Below are 16,246 nucleotides of genomic sequence, written 5' to 3'. Positions count from 1 at the left end.
GATCTTAAATTGTTTATTTTAATAATAGGATTACTTGGTCAGATCGGATTCGACACTGACCTGCATGTTGGCTCCCGGAACGATGTGGTTCTCGTATCCTTCAACTTCGAGCACGACTCGGTTCTGGCTATCGAAAAGGACAACATCAAACCGACCATGGTGATCGTCTTGACCACAGAAGCGAACTGTTGCTGTACAGCGTTCGCCTGTTTGAGGTAAACCACAAAGTGAGATTCGTTGAATTCCATTAGGAATCGCAATGACTCCAGATCGAACGACCCACAAGTACGCTCCACAGCCGAAAAAGCAGCCATCTAACAGTGAAGAAGGCATGATCCAGCCAGGTCGAGCGCGACGTCCGGCGACATCGTTCAGGTCGGGGGTATCAAAGTAGGCGATTCCCAGGTCTTCAACCGATCCCATGTCCTTAATCGAGCGGAAGATGGGACCATGATAGATCACGGCCTCTTCCAGTGGAGGGAAGGTGCAGGGGAAGAGTTGGGTTGGTTCGATCGGTTCCGGTCGGCTGAGTGACTCAAATTCCGGTGCGACATCGATGATACAGCGGAAACAGGCTCGGTCCTGTTGAAGCAGCACCCCTCGTCGGTTGTAGTAATCGATTCCAAGCTGAACATGAATTCCGTCCGCCTGATGAGTCGCAGTCGTCCTCATCAGCACATTCGAATCGGTGGGGAATCGAATGCTGTTGATGATTTTCAGATCCCGTAGACCGATGACTTTGAGGTCGGGGCCGGCAAGCAACTGTGCTGCTTCGGCCATCGCTTCCATCGCGACTACAACAGGGAACATAGGACGCTGTTTGAACTGATGTTGCGTCAGAAAGACGTCTGCAGTCGGATCGAGTTCTGTTTCGACTACAATTTCCTGACCAGAAATGTGGCTGATGATTCGGTCTACCATCGGTGGTAGTACTGGTTCTTCCATTACTGGTGCGATCGATTGATCGACGACAGCAGCCGGGCCAGGTTGTTGGGCATCTTCTTCAATGCGTGACCGAAAACTGTTCACTTCGGTGATGATCACTTCCGTTTGAGTCAGTCCGCTGGAGATTTCATCCAGCAAGTGCTTCGCTCCTTCGAGAGAAGGCATGAAGTTGATGTTATGCAGTTTGCGGATATGTTGTGATTCCGGGCGAACGGCCATTCCGACGTCGTCCCAGGCGTGCCAATGGAAGACAGCGGTGGGAAGATTGGGGCGAGATGTTCGTGACCAGTCCATCAGTTTTGCTACCATGTCGTTCGCAACGCTGTAGTCGGTCTGACCAACGCCACCGAAGCGACCGCTGACAGAACCGAAGGCAACGAGGAATTGAATCGGATCCTGTTCGGTTAAGGCGAGCAGGTTGGCGGCACCGTCCACTTTGGCTCCAATCGTGCGGCGGACGAGTTCTTCCTGTTTCTTATCGAAACGGGTTGCTTTTTCGAATCCGGCACCGTGGATGACACCACTGATGGGGCCATGTTCGGTACGAATGGAGTTGAGTAGTTCGGCCAAGGCAGTGCGGTTACTGATATCACATCCGATATAGATTGCGTTGACGCCTTCGGAGGCGAAGTCACGAAGTGTGCGACCGATTTCGAGTGCTTTCTCGAACCGTCCCCAGGCGTCCATTGGTTTTTCACCATTCGCCAGGGCTTCTTTCATAACAGCCCCTTTAACATCTTTCAGCTCTTCTTCTGACATGCTGTAGTAGCTGTCGGCGAGACTGGGCAGAGGACTAGACCCGATCAGGTGTAGTTTGACTCCGGGGAATCTTTTTCCCATCTCGCGAGCGACAACGGCTGTGACCCCTCGGGCTCCACCCGTGACGATAATGTTCGATCCTGCCGGAAGATTGATTTTCTGTTCGGTGGGGGCGAACTCAGCATAGGGTCGCACGACATATCGACCTCCCTGTTTGTAGGCAACTTCGACATCGGTGTGGCGGGCAGCCAGTTCTGAGCAAAGCAGTTGGGCCAGCAAGTTGGAGTCGGTTGTGTTTTCCGAGTCGAGAACACAGGCGAGGAATCCAGGAGTCTGGTGTTGCATGTGCGATTCCATTTGAACCGCTTTCAGCAGACCACTGATCGCTCCCCCTTCGACGTTTCTTAGTTCGCCAGTCAGACCGAAGTCTCCACCCATAGAGGTGGCTGCGGCGAGTGTGCATTCATTGAGCATCTTGGCTTTGAAAGCAAATTCAAACCATTTCTGAGTAACTTGATAAGCAGCAATGACACCGACTTCGCGGCGATCGGCCCAGTTGGATTCTTCCAGAGTCGTGATAGCATCAACATCGCGACCGGTCATCAGGAACAGGTGTGTTGCGGGTGCGACATTCCACTGTGCTTCCACGGCGGCGACACAGTCTGCTGCGGGCAATCGCGAAGGAAGAAGCATTACACCGACGCCGTTGGCTTCGAGATACGCTTTAAGAGCGAGTGCATCGGCGTTGTCACCATGGATGATTGCCGGGCCATGAAATGCGGGCAAGGCTGGTGCCACAGCATCACGTTCCAGTAAGCGAACGAGTTGTCGATGACAGACCTGGTCAGGTGCTGCACTGAGAGCGTTGTCACAGGCAGACCGTAATTGATCGACAGTGACTTGGACGTGTGCCGTTTCAATCTTCGGCAGGTTGCCAGAAGTCTGTTGAACTTCTGCAGGTACATTTGATACCTGGTTGGCTTGGCCAGCAGCAATTACTGGTGCTGCTTTAACCGACTGCCACTCGGGTAATAGTATTGACAAATCAATCATTGAAAAATTATCGCGATGCCCGTTCGCATTGGGGCCAGGTGTAACCCAGACTTTTCCGGAGGCGGGTTGCATGATCACGCTGATGTGATTGTCCGACCGTTTGACGCTGTTTAAAGTTGGATGTTTGCTGTCGTCCTGGTTTTCAGGATCGTGTGCATCTCGCAGGACTCGACCGAAGCGTTCGGCCGAAACTGGAATGCTTCCGGCATCACCCAGCAGTTCTCGCAGGCGGTTGTACCGCAGATGAGACGCTTTCACTTCGGAGTCGGTAAGGTTCTTGTCGGCAGCTTCGTTCAATTGCTGATGGTTGGTGGCAATTAAAGAGGAGAGAGCGGGGCGGATATGATAGTTGGCTCCGTCAAACTCAATGAAGCAGACCCGGTCCGTTGCTGCATGGCTCATGCAGAGAGTCCAGGCACCTCGGGTGTTATGTGTCTTGATGATTTCCAGAGCGGAGTCAATGTCGCTTGCGTTCGCCAGCAAACCATTGACCAGCATGGTCTGTAACTGACCAGCAGGCTGACTGTTTGCTTTCGTATCCAGCAGACAAGTCATGGAGATCGCCAGACCGGATGAATTGATACCTGTGAGGCAACCGACCTGTCCCGCGATCGCGAAAGTCAGGTAGCTGGGGCCGTCCTGAGGCGAGCGAACCTGGGCAACCCGTTGCAGGCAGTCATTCAGTGGCAGAGCATTACGAACATCTTCGTTCGCAGCATGTAACAAACCGGTGTCAGGATTGGCTTGGGCAGTAACGGCGGCTGTTAGTCCACCTTGACCTGCATCGAGGAAGAGTCGGATATTGTGGGCGAGCAAGCTGTCATAGCTGACTTCAGCCCCCGCTGCGATACCGCGAAGTTCTTCCAAGGCTTCAGCCGTAAACAGTTTGTCAGACTGACTGGCTAGTTCAGCAACATCAAACAGATGCGACCAACGAGTTCCGGCCAGGTTGGTGTAGCGACGCAAGAGTTGGCGAATTTCAGCTTTCAGTTCTGTTCCGTGCTGGTATCCCATCTCGTAAGATGACCCTGCCAGTTTCAATACTGGCACGAGTGCTTCATCGGTAAACAGAGTTCCATCTCCGGTTGATGAGTGACCAGCGACGTTTGATATGGCGGTTGTGGAGTCTGCTCGGGTTCCTATGTCAGATGAAATCAGCTCATCGGTCCAGTTAAGACAACCGTAAGCTTCGAGGCAGGCGCGGACGATTGCGAGCTGTTCGAGGCCACTTCGTTTCGCGTGGTTGCAACCAACGGAAACGATTGGTCGTTTGCCGACGATTCGTTTGTTTAGTCCGGTTAAGACATGTCCAGGACCAACTTCGATCAGGAGGTCCATATCTTCCTTCAGGAATCGCTCGATCAAGCTCACGTAGTTGATCGGTGTGACCAGTTGTGATTTCAGATTGTCGCGAATATCAGCTGGATCGGAGACATATTTATTAGTCACGCTACTCAACAGAGGGGTCCGTGGTGGTTCCAAGTCGATTTGATCAATGGTCGAAAAGAAAGGTTCGCGAACTTTTTCCAGAAGTGGAGTGTGGAAGGCGCCCGGAACTTTCAGTTTGATTGCTTTGAAACCTTCTGATTCGATTCTTTTGGCCGCTTCGGCAGCAGCTTCCTCTGCTCCACCAATTACTGTTTGCTCGGGTGAGTTGGAATGCGAAACGTAAACGGCTCCCGGTGTGTCGGAGCAACATCGTTGTGCAACATCGAGAGGTGCTGTTGTCGAATACAGGGTGCCGGCGGCTTCGCCTGTGGCATTGATGGCGTCGACACGGGCTTTCGTTGCTTTGATCGCCTCATGAATATTCCAACTTCCTGCACAGAGGAGAGCGGCGAGTTCACCAAGGCTATGACCGCAGACCCGGTCGGCATGGGCACCCATCTCGCGAATCGCTTCACTCATAATGTAATCAGCGGCGATTACTGACAGTTGTACCTGTGAGACGTCGTCGAGACTGCATTCTTGTTCGCCGGATAGGGCGTCGAAGCTGGGCAGATTATGAGCAGTCAATGCGGCGTTCACGGCATTGTAGGCGTGAGCTGCTGCGGGGCTGTACTCGATGACATCGCTCAGCATGTTCTTGAACTGCGATCCCTGTCCGGGAAAACAGAATGCGACTTTCGCTTTGTGCGTGATCTGTTGCAGGAAGACACCACGTTCTGCCAGGATTGTCGGGGCAGATGCTGACGTGAATGATTTCTGCAGTAGGGTGATCTTCTTAGCAAATTCTTCGTCGTTGCGAGCCACGATCGTTAAGCGACAGCTTTCACCGGCAGTGAAATTGCTGTGACGCCAATCGGTCTTCGCCAAGCCTGAAATCTTTCGGTTCAGTTCATCCCAATCAACAGCACTCACGCGGGCAATGTAATATTCCCCATATGATAATGATTCGGAGCTAGGAGTATCGGCTGGTTGTGAAGATGCAGCAGCCGGTGTCGTGGTCAGGTTTTCGGGTTCGTAAGACAGTTTTGTCGGTCCTTCCACAATGAGATGGTAGCAGACGTCGGATTCAGCGTAGGAATCGATGCCGGCGTAAACTTTTCCGTCTTCGTTCAGGCCCACTAGAGCGGTGTTCTCGCTGACGGGGCAGAGTGTGTTCTGTTGGTCGGCCAGATAATTTGCGCAGTTATCCATATTGGGTGATGATGGCAATGTTGTGTTTGCCAGTTCACCCATTGATTTGAGTAAGGATGTCATTCCTGACCCGCCGCGTGAGTGACCGTACATTGCGACAGCCGAACCGAGGTAGAGCGGAGCCCGGCGGGCGTTGGATCCGTAGACTTTGGTCAGTGCATCAATTTCTGCCCGTGATTCTTCAGGAGCACCACCGGTGGCTGTTTCGACAAGTGAGACATTCTCTGCATTAATGCCGGCGTTTTCGAGTGCCCGTTCCATGGCGGATTGCAGGCCTTCGGCGAGGTCATCTTTACGTGAGCAACCGATGCCACGAATGATGCCGTGAATCTTATCGCCATCCCGTTTAGCATCTGACAGACGTTTGAGAATGACCACGCCAACGGACTCACCTGGAATGACACCATCGGCGTCTTTACCAAAGGGGCCGTGCGAGGTTTCCTGATGGGAGAGAAGGTTATTGACTTTGAGCATCTGGTAGCTGGCGAAGTCACAAGCGCGTTGACCGCTGGCACAGATCATGACGTCGCTTTCACCCGATCGCAGAATATCGATACAGGTTGCCAAAGCGGCGAATGAACTGCATTCTCCACCATCGACGGCAACAGCGCCGCCCATCAGGTCGAATGTTTTGGTTAAGCGTGAAGAAAGCGTGCTGGCAGTGAAGCTGCCTGTTTCGTCGATCAACGCTGGGTATCGTTTCAGGATTTGCTGCTGAAACTCTTCGGCAACCGCTTCGATCTGATCTTCGGCGACTCCTTTACCACGCAGGATATCGGAGAGCATTTTCCGGTTGCGGGTCAGGTTTAAACCATGTTGTAGATCGTTCGTGAACGCACCCCCAAAGATGGTTCCGACAATGGCTCCCGTTCGCATTTTATCGAGCGGTTTTTCGGGGTAGCCAATTTCCTGCAGGGCCTGGTCGGTGGCATCGAGCAGCATGAACTGCAGAGGATCGGCGCTCAAAATCTGTTTGGGAGGAACTTTGTGTTTCTTCCAGTCGTATTCAAAGTCGGTAATGTAGGCACCGGTCGTGATGGGAATGGACCAGCGGTCATCTTCGCCTGGTTTGCTTGTTCCCAACTCTTTGTTCCAACGGCTGGCAGGAGCATCGGTAAAGAAGTCCTGGCCACTGTTGAGTTGATCCCACAGAGCTTCGATGGTGCGTGCTCCGGGAAGAATCGCGCCTCGTCCTACGATGGCGATGGCTTCATCATCGGCGTCAAGTTTCACTTCGGGTTTTTGTTTCTTGACGAGCGCCTTCGAGTATTCTGGTTGATAACCTTCCAATACGACGTGCACGTTTAGGCCACCAATACCAAATGCGTTCACGGCGGCAAGCCGAGGTTTTCCGGGAGCAGGTTCTGGCCAGTGGTAGGCTTGCAGTGGGACGTAGAAAGGAATCTGGTCCCAAGGAATATTCTTGTTGAGTTCTGTGATGTTGATCTGAGGCGGAATGAGCCCCTCGTTCATGGCCAGGATGGTCTTGGCGATGCTCGCCATACCGGCTGTTTCCAGCGTGTGCCCCACATTCGCTTTCACGCTTCCAACCGGAATCTGATAACCTTCCGGGAGTTGATCTTTGAAGATCTGCGTAATGGCTTCCATCTCGGTGGCGTCGCCAACCTGTGTTGAGGTGGCGTGCATTTCGAGGTACTGCAGCTGCGAAGGGGAGAGGTCCCCACCGTAGGCACGTTTGATTGCTTCGATCTGGCCTTCTTTACGTGGTGCCCACAGGCTCTTGCCTTTGCCGTCGGAAGAAACTCCTACGCCGCGTACGACAGCTTTGATGTCATCGTTATCTGCGATGGCCTGTTCCAGAGTTTTCATCACGAAGATGACATACCCTTCGGAAGCGATCAAACCATCAGCATTGTTATCGTAAGGACGAGTTCCAGTTGGGCTCACGGACTGGGCTTGTGAGAAGAGCGTCAGTGTATCCGAATTACTGTAAGAAGCTGACCCGATCAACGCCATGTTGATTTCACCCAACTGCAGAGCATGACTGGCAGCGGCGAAGGCTCTCATACCGGAAGCACACGCGGCGTCAAACGCCATCGCAGGACCATCCAGTTTGAAGGCTGATGAAATGGCGCCAGCGGCGTGGTAAGCGTTCGAGCAGATTTTGAATGCCGGATGATCTTCTGGAAACTCGTTACGGACAGTGTCGACCATTTCCTGGATGACATCGTCCGTCTGACCAGGAGCGGCAGCAGCGAGGCTTTCCGACGACTTCAGGAGTTCTGTAGAGTGTTCAATCTGATAGGCGTGAATCAGTTTGCCAACGGTTTGACCCGGAGGAGTGTGCCCGATATAGACGCCCGATTTTCCCTGAGATATGTTGAGCGGATCATATCCAGCGTTTACACAAGCATCGTAGGCAACTTCGCAGAGGTTCAGATGCAGTTTGTGAAATCGTTCGAGAGAATCGGCAGGCAGGGGGCATTTATTGAGATCGGTTGGGCGATCTGGAACGATACCGCCGAGTCGCGTGTAGGACCGGGTGGGGTCATCTTTGCGGGGGCTGTAATGTAGTTCCGGATCGAATCGCTCAATGGGAAGTTCTCCCAACTGGCTTTTGCCATTGATGAGCATGTCCCAGTATTCATCGATGTTGTCTGCACCGGGTAAACGACAAGCCAGTCCGACGATTGCCAATGGTTTATCTGAGCTGTTTTGCATGGTCAGGTCGTTCTTTTGTTTTGAACTACATTCAACAGTAATGATGAAATGCGAAAAAGAGGGACAGAGTCCCTCAAACTTATTTAATTGTGCCCTAACCCAAAGGACGCACCGAGGGCGCGACCGTTTCGATTGGGTTAATTCAGGTGTAGGAAATCTATGGACTGAATCGCAGATCTCTCTGCCTTTTTTCCGGAAGCACTGGAAAGAGCTCAAGTACTTCCGGTCAGTCCGTCAGTCTTTAGGACTGCTGAATAAATTCGGTGATGCTTCGCAATGTTGGGAAATCATCGAGCGACATATCTGCAGTCAGTTCGATCTCTTTTTCGAGTTCGACTTGCTCTGCGATTTCACCGAACATCTGTGCTTTTTTGATGCTGTCGATACCAAGGTCGGCTTCCAGGTCGGCATCCATCTCCACCATCTCAGTGGGATAACCGGTCTGCTCAACGACGAAGTCGATCAGGAACTGTTCCAGTTCTGCTGGAGTCAGCTTTTTCTTTGGCACGGTTGAAGTTGCGGCAGCACCGTTACTCATTGCTGGTGCATGTGAGGCGGTGACGGGTGCAGCAGGTGCTGTCGGTGCCACTGTTTGTACGGGCTGAGGCATTACTGGAGCAGCCGCGACTGGTTGAACTGGAACAGGTGCTGCGGGGGCAACTGGTCTCGCGGCGACGGGTACCGGAGCAGCCGGAGTTGGCTGAACAGGGGTGGGTGTAGCAGGAGCTACTGCAACAGGGGCAGCAACCGGTGAGGCGTAAGCGACTGGTGCGGCAACCGCCGGAGCGGCAGTACCGTTGGCCGGTGCTGCTTTCGGTGTCGTGATGAATTCGATAATGCTTCGCAGAGTCGGGAAGTCGTCCAGAGACATATCTGCGGACATTTCGATTTCGACATCCAGAACAACCTGTTCAGCAATTTCTCCGAACATCTGAGCTTTTTTGATGCTGTCGATGCCGAGGTCGGCTTCCAGGTCGGCGTCCAGTTCGACCATCTCGGCCGGGTAACCGGTTTGCTCGACTACGAAGTCAATCAGGAACTGTTCGAGTTCCGGAATCGTGAGTTTCTTTTTATTGCTGTTGTCCACTGCAGCCGGGCTGGCTGCTGCAGTTGCTTGCGGAGCAGGTGCAGCTGGTTGCACAGGAGTGGCTGCCATTGGTGCGGCTGTCACGGGCGCCGGAGCTGCCTGGACTGGAGCAGGAGTGGGTTGTACTGGTGCAGGAGCAGCCTGAGGCATAGCCGGCTGAACAGCCGCGACGGCATGGCCGTTTAACGCGGGGGCATTGGGCTGTGTGCCAATCGCCTTATTTCGCATTTTATCTTTGCGGCGAATCGTGGCGTCAAAGTGAATGATTTGTGGCTGAGCTTGGCCTTGACCTTGAGGATGTCCTGCTGCGGACCCTGCCGGGTTGATCGTTGAACTCACGTTAATGCTCCAGGTACAAAAAGTACTTAGTTGTTATATGATCCGGTGTATTACTGTTGATGTCTTTGTCAGGATTGCCAACGGTTAAGAACGCAATTTTAATGCCGCAAGCAGGATGTGTCTCAAGTATGCATCGTGACAGACTGAGAACGATTTGCCGTAAGAGAAGAGTCTTCTTCAATTAACTGTTTCAGTAGATTGACGGCATCGTTGGTCTCGGAACCTTCCACGAGCAACTGTCCAGTCTGAATGGTTTCTTCAACTGTAACTTCTTTTTGGGTGAGACGTAGGAACGTGTGCATGTTCAGGCATAGATTCCCCTCGCTTTTTGAACCTGTTCCCCGTTCAGCCGATATAATCGTGCCACCTTCTACCCGGATCACCCAATCACCTCCCCCTTCGCCACTGACACAAAGAGAGTAATTGTGCTGTTCGGTATTACCGGACGGTGAGGCTTCTGGAAATTTGTTTTCCATATAGCTGTTCACAGTTGCTTCCGGTTTAACGACGGGGGGTTTCGGCCAGCCAAAGTTGTCCTTGATGGCGAACCGACAGAGATTCCTCATCATCTCTTCATCGATCGTCGGGCAGGGCAGGTTGGGGCAGGCTTTATCCAGGTTGCTATAGTCGAATTGAGGATCGTCACCCCAGTAAGACTGATATGTTTTCATTTGATTGACGAAGTAACTTTCGAACTCATCGAAGTTAATCGTCGCGTCGCTGTTTTCACCCTTAGGGAGTTCATTGAACTCGAAGAAGATCTCTTCCCAGACCTTTTGGAAAATCGTTACAGGAACGGTATTCCGCGGAGTCAGATGATATGTCTGGCCATGATTTGCCTGATTGCAGTAGATTTCGGTCATGCAAGCAGAAACCCAGTCGACCGGAACGAAGTTTTTCTGTTCGTCGCCGGTAACATTTAATGCCTGTTGCAGACGCACGCTTCCCATGCGGATACCCGCTTTGATCATTTCCTGAGACGCGCTTCCTGCAGCGACTTTGGAAAGCAAGGTCGCGATCAGTTTGAGCGGAACGTAAAAACCGTGATAGGTCGTGGTATATCCCGTTTTGGCATCACCGACGATAATGGCCGGACGATAAACGGTAAGCGAATCGATAAAGTCGGCGCTACGTACCATTAATTCCGAATCGAGTTTACTTCGTTCGTAATCGTTACCCGGTTCCTGACCGACATCAACGTCGGTCTCTCGAATTAATTCGCCCCGACGTTTTCCACAAACGTAAGCAGTGGAAACGTGATGGAACTCTCGGATGCCACGCTCTTTGCAGAAGGCGAGTACATTGCGAGTTCCCTCTCTGTTGGATTTCCAGGGCTCACCGACTTCATCTTTTGCGTAGAAGGTCAGGCTCGCAGCATTGTGCATGAATGCCTTGCAGTTGTTCTCCACCCACTTCAGGTCGGCCTCCGACATATTTAATGTCGATGACGAGAGATCACCCTCTAATATCACGGGGCGCGGCAATGTATGACCCAGCTGCTTTTCCCAAAACGCGAGTTGAGTTTCCACACGTTGGGCTGCGGAGGCCATTCGATTGGAACGAACCAGTACCGCAAGTTTGACCCCACGACCCATCAGGTCGTGCATCAAATACGTTCCCAGCAGTCCAGATGCACCCGAAAGGAGTAGATATTCCATTTGGTGACTTTTATACCCTGAGTGGTGCGAACCTCCGTGGTCGCTAGATAACAACAGTCGACGCCTCGGTTCAGAAGTGTTCCCCAACCTTCTGAAAGGCTTTACGTAAATAGCTGTGTTGAACTTATGTGTATATATGGAGGTTATTCAAGATAGGCAGATGTGTAACTCGACTATACCGAGTTTTCTGCACTCAATCAATAACCTCTTGAATCGTTATTGCACGTTATCAGGTTGGCAACGTAAGTACCGACCATGCCTATTCTTAATTAGGTTGAACCAATTGACCCACAATTGATTCAGGTTGGTCGGGCACACGGCGCTAAGGGTTTTTTAGAGCAAACCAGCCTAAAATTTACCATTTTCCCCGCATAACATCCAGTGTTACTACTTTACAACATTGATCTTCTCCCAGAGTACTTGATTCGAAAAAACCTCACGTTTCGTAAAGTCGCCCCTGTTCCCCCGACCGTATGTTCCAGTTGTGATCTTATTAACGATTAAATCTCATGGTTTGAACCATGGCATTTAGTCTTTCTCCTTACCCAATGTCAGTCAAAGATGTTGTCAAAAAGATCGAGATAAATCAAATTGACAACGCATTGGCGAGTGTGGAACTTTTAAATCGATCCTTCTGATTATGGTGTCATACGCTTTAAATCCGTGATATACCGGTAGATGAACTCCCTTCTTCCCAGGTGCGCCGGATATCAATGAGTTTGGCATGCTATGCGCAATACTCCTTGGTACTCCATCTCTTTCACTTCTAACCTTCCAATCCGGAGGCACTTCTCATGACGACGAAATCTCTCTCATCCGCACGCTTTAAACTCAGGCTGCCTAGCCGCTTTCTGATCTACACGATGGGGAGCTTGCTTGCCTTGGGCCTCGTCATGGCTGATGTGCATGGGGCTGACAAAAAAGAACGCTCAGGCGGTAAGAAGTCGCCTCAACAGTCAGCTAGGAAGTTTTCCAGCCAATCGCGAGGTAATTCTAAATCGACTCAAAATCGATCGCAGAATACCAATCGGGGAAGTTCCAATCGGGGCAACTCCAGCAAGTTCAACCGTAGCCAATCTTTCACTCAACCGAATTCCTCTTCAAAAAATTCGTCTCGTGGCAGCTTCTCTCCCCGGTCCAATGGTCAGTCTACCCAAAATGGATCGCAAAGTATCCGTAACCGCGGAAGTTTTAATCGTGGTCAATCTCCACAACAAACATTCAAACCCCCGACAGCACCGAACTCAGGATCCAAGAATCCTCCAAGTTTCAATCGAGGAAATTCGAATGGATCGAATAATGTTCCGAGTATTGGCAACAACTCACGGCGAGATCTGAATCGTGGTCAAAACCGTAATCCAAATATACAAACTAAACCGAACTTTCAACGTCCAAGTACGAATCAAAACAACAGCAATTCCTTAAGGGATCGGCTTAGTAATCCCGGGAGCAACAATGGAATCAATTTGGGAAATAGCAACCGGGGAAACGTGCAGAACAGTTCTAAAAACCCTCCTTCCAATTCGAGTCAGTTGAAACCAGGACAGTCCAACGGAAACGACAATCGAAACAAGATCGGTAACAAAGACGTCAGTGGCTTACGCGACCGACTTCGAAATCCTGGTAAAGAGAATGGAAACAGACCTGACAACAATCGTCCTGATCCCGGCAATCTGCTGGACCGAAAAGGGAATGACAAAGGCGATATCGGTAAAAACATTCGTCCGGACATGAAACAACCTGATCGCAACGGAGAGGGAAAAGGTTTGAGGGATCGATTCGAAAATCGCTCCAACAATTCCAAGGACAATCAGAATGCTAATAACATTCGTGACCGATTCAATAAGGGAAAAGATGGTCGAGGACCAAGCTTTCGTGACGATCCTAAAATGGACAAACTTCCGACCTTCGACCGTCAACGACTTTTGTCTGATGGTGGTAAAGTCGATCGCAAAGACCTGAAAGGCAAGCGTTTACCTAAGTTTGAAGTCGATCGAAAAGATAACAAAGACTTCATCAGAAATATCAACGACCATGGTTTCAAAGGGGGGAAATTGATTGCACGAGACGGTGACAATCGTGATCGCGATGTCCGTTTCAATGGGATTGATCGCGTGATTCGTCCTGAGAAACTGGATCGAATCGCCAACATTGATATCGGTCGTCGTGTCAACCTGGGCCGCCAATTCGACTATCAACGTCGTGGTGACTTGAACCGTCGTCTCGATCTGACTGTAGACCTTCGAAACAATGGTGGATGGCGTAATCGACGTCACATTGGTGGTGTTCACCGTGACTTTACTCATACGCACTTCAGTTCATGGTACGCCGGTCCTGGTTTCTATCCCCGCTATACCTGGACTCCTCGTTGGAGCAACTGGGTGAGTTGGAGCTGGTGGGATCACTGTTACCCGATTTGTGACCCACGCCCAATCATCGTTCGTCCTATCATCTGTGAACCGGCTCCTGCCTGGACATACTATGAAACCCCTGTTTGGCAACCATTACCTGTCGCGACTAGTGGCACCTGGGTGGATGTTCCACCAGCAGAAGTTGCCAGTCCTAACGAAGTTGATGTCCAGTTACTGGCTGTTCGATTTGTTGATTCGGGACACGTTGAAAAAGAATTGGGACCACGCTATCGCGTTTGGGTTCGTAACAATAGCTCGGCACCAATCGAACAGGGTTTCAATGTGACCTTACTCGGTTCCACCGATGATCGTCCTGTAGACGGTCTTCCTCAGGAAGGCGTGCGAGTTGAACGACTTGAAGCGGATGAGGTCACCTCTGTCGATATTCGACTTCCATTTGAGGTGAATGTGATGGGAAGAGATGAGCAGGATCGTAAAGTTCCCTTCTCCTTCTTGCACGTGATCGTGGATAGTGGTCGTGAAGTCAATGATGTGTTCCGTGAGAACAATGGAATCGGGCTTAACAATCAAGAGATTCTGCCGATTGACCCATGGGCCTTCGCTCCGGAATCGGACACTGTTCCCATGGGTTCCATCGTGAATATCGCAGGAGAAGGGTTTGGTCCAGAACCAGGTGAACTCTTCATGGTTTACGAGGGAGAGCAGTATCCAGCTGAAATTTACGGATGGTATGACTTGGGAATTCGTTTCCAGGTTCCCAATATCCCTATCGGTGCTGACGACCAATCTGCAGAGATTCTTGTCATCCGTGGTGATGGTGCCGCTTCGAACCCGATCGAAGTCGATGTTGTCACCGAAGCGACCGTGCTGGCTCCACCAGTACCGGGTGCTCAATAAGAAATGTTGTTTGATAGGCCTGATGTCTCAGGCTAAATAAAGGAAGAAGCAGACTTCCACCTGATTAGGTGGAGGTCTTTTTTTGTTGATTCGCAGACCAATGGAAGCCAATGTGATGCCGATAACCTGAACGGAGACGGAAATCGTTAATTATTTGCCAATCCTGCAATTGTGACCTAAGTTTCTGTATCACTCTGGATCAATTGACTGCTCTGGAGTAGTAGGTTGAAATCGAATTGTGTCCTATTCTGTACACTATGTGATCGAAATTCGACCTGCCAAACATCAAATTCACGACGATTTCACCTCCCCTGTCCTGGCTTTAAATCGTCGTGAGCAGGGAATGGCCTATTCTGGTTGTTTTCCTTATTCACATTTGCAGGACTTGTTCTCTATGAGCAGTGAATCAACATCGGCGGACGAAATACAACTTTCCGATTCAGAACTTCCTGAAACATTTCCGATAGACCGGAATAGTCTGGGAAATGTTCCAACCGCCGTCGAGTTGGAAGAGCGGGTCGTGCGTTTACTAGACAATACAGAACAACTGACCGCCAGTTGGAGCAAGTCGTTCTTTCGGTACGATCAGCGCCGGGACCATCGGGTTCCGCATAAGTCCGACTTGCTGTTAGTACCTGTTTGCAATGAACAGGAAATGCCGATCGGAGATCCGGGCATCGTCGTCTGTAAGAACGTTTCGACAGGAGGCTTTGCTTTTTTCCATGAACGCCCAATCGTTCATCGTAAAGTTGCCGTGCTCCTGCCTACGACGGAACACCAACAGGAATTAATGGTCGCTAAACTTGTGTGGTGCCGGTTCACACAACACAACTTCTATTGTTCCGGAGCAAAGATACTGCGCAAAGCTTCTTTTCCATTCGACAAGCAATGGACCCAAATGGAACTTAATAACTGGTAATCGCCGAGCGAATAGGTTGGTAGGCTTTCATCGTCCTCGATAGGTGACGATGAAAATGGCTTGAGGATCCGGTGCGATGCTATTCTCTCCGCGAACTTAATCGCGTTGACAGAGATCTTCATTGCATGCGCCACGTCGTCCCGTTAGAGATAGGCGATTCCGGGCAAAGATTCTATAAGCCCAGTTCAGCAGCGGTTCAATAATAGGGAGCCGAGAAACTCTGACGATCCCTTTCCAACCGATTAACGTATACATTTGGCGGAATGCTTCGACGCCTTTAATCCACTCACCGTTTGCTTTTCGCGCGTGTAATTCTGCCATCAGTTGCTGGCGGGTTTTATCAAAATCTTCCGCTTTGAATTCAGACGCTGCAATATTTACGAAGCACAACTTCTCCTCCTTGTCCTTCCGTTGAATCATTTCAATCTCGCGGCGACATAATGGGCAATCGCCATCATAGAAAATCGCGAGCCGGTGATCGGTGTTGGGATTATCAGAGGAGCCTGAGGACTTGCAATCGATTTGGACCGGAGTAGATTCAATTCGTTGTTTCGCATTCATGACTGACTTCCATTCGTCAGCAAGTAGAGAAGAGTAATGCTGCGAACTGACCAGAGTAATGTTCGGATCCAGTTACCGGAGACGAGTCGGTTGCAGGTGTCCAAGTTAAAGCCCGTGGTCAGTTTAGTATGACAGGGAACTTGTAGAAAGAAAGTTGACATCCAGATGCCAGCCAGCATGATCACATTAACGTAAGCCCAGTCGATTGGGACTTGATTCACAGGAAACAATAAAAGAAAGAAGCCTGTCACTAATTCACAGAGCATCGCCGGAATCACCACGATCGATGTTCGCATCTGATGGCTTCGTGCGTATGATGAGAAATCAGACTCGC

At 50.8% G+C, this 16,246-nt stretch carries 7 protein-coding genes; 2 read left to right on the top strand and 5 right to left on the bottom strand.

What is annotated here, in order from left to right:
* Positions 1–30 precede the first annotated feature (30 nt).
* The 3 genes from Pla110_RS12195 to Pla110_RS12185 all read right to left on the bottom strand — a co-directional run bounded on the left by Pla110_RS12195 (position 31) and on the right by Pla110_RS12185 (position 11,163).
* Positions 31–8,079: a type I polyketide synthase gene (locus tag Pla110_RS12195; protein ID WP_144996030.1), complete on the bottom strand. Its 8,049-nt coding sequence runs from the start codon at positions 8,077–8,079 to the stop codon at positions 31–33.
* Between the two features lie 241 nt (positions 8,080–8,320).
* On the bottom strand, positions 8,321–9,505 hold the full coding sequence (locus Pla110_RS12190; RefSeq protein WP_144996029.1) for a phosphopantetheine-binding protein: 1,185 nt from the start codon (positions 9,503–9,505) through the stop codon (positions 8,321–8,323).
* Positions 9,506–9,627: 122 nt separating this feature from the next.
* Positions 9,628–11,163: an SDR family oxidoreductase gene (locus Pla110_RS12185; RefSeq protein ID WP_144996028.1), complete on the bottom strand. Its 1,536-nt coding sequence runs from the start codon at positions 11,161–11,163 to the stop codon at positions 9,628–9,630.
* 1,466 nt (positions 11,164–12,629) lie between these two features.
* On the opposite strand from Pla110_RS12185, the gene Pla110_RS12180 reads away from it, so the two are divergent.
* Together Pla110_RS12180 and Pla110_RS12175 are read left to right on the top strand one after the other, a co-directional pair.
* Positions 12,630–14,432 (top strand): hypothetical protein, encoded by a 1,803-nt coding sequence (locus tag Pla110_RS12180; protein ID WP_144996027.1) that lies wholly within the window; start codon positions 12,630–12,632, stop codon positions 14,430–14,432.
* A 238-nt stretch (positions 14,433–14,670) separates the two neighbouring features.
* Positions 14,671–15,351 (top strand): hypothetical protein, encoded by a 681-nt coding sequence (locus Pla110_RS12175; RefSeq protein ID WP_144996026.1) that lies wholly within the window; start codon positions 14,671–14,673, stop codon positions 15,349–15,351.
* A gap of 96 nt (positions 15,352–15,447) precedes the next feature.
* Here Pla110_RS12175 and Pla110_RS12170 read toward each other — a convergent pair whose 3' ends face one another.
* Together Pla110_RS12170 and Pla110_RS12165 are read right to left on the bottom strand one after the other, a co-directional pair.
* A complete protein-coding gene (locus Pla110_RS12170) occupies positions 15,448–15,912 on the bottom strand; it encodes a thiol-disulfide oxidoreductase DCC family protein (RefSeq protein ID WP_144996025.1) in 465 nt (154 codons plus the stop codon).
* Positions 15,909–16,208 (bottom strand): hypothetical protein, encoded by a 300-nt coding sequence (locus Pla110_RS12165; protein ID WP_144996024.1) that lies wholly within the window; start codon positions 16,206–16,208, stop codon positions 15,909–15,911. The genes Pla110_RS12170 and Pla110_RS12165 overlap by 4 nt, the downstream gene beginning before the upstream one ends.
* Positions 16,209–16,246: the final 38 nt, after the last annotated feature.

Source organism: Polystyrenella longa (assembly GCF_007750395.1).
Classification (GTDB): Bacteria; Planctomycetota; Planctomycetia; order Planctomycetales; family Planctomycetaceae; genus Polystyrenella; species Polystyrenella longa.
This window is presented reverse-complemented; position numbering and strand designations above follow the sequence as displayed.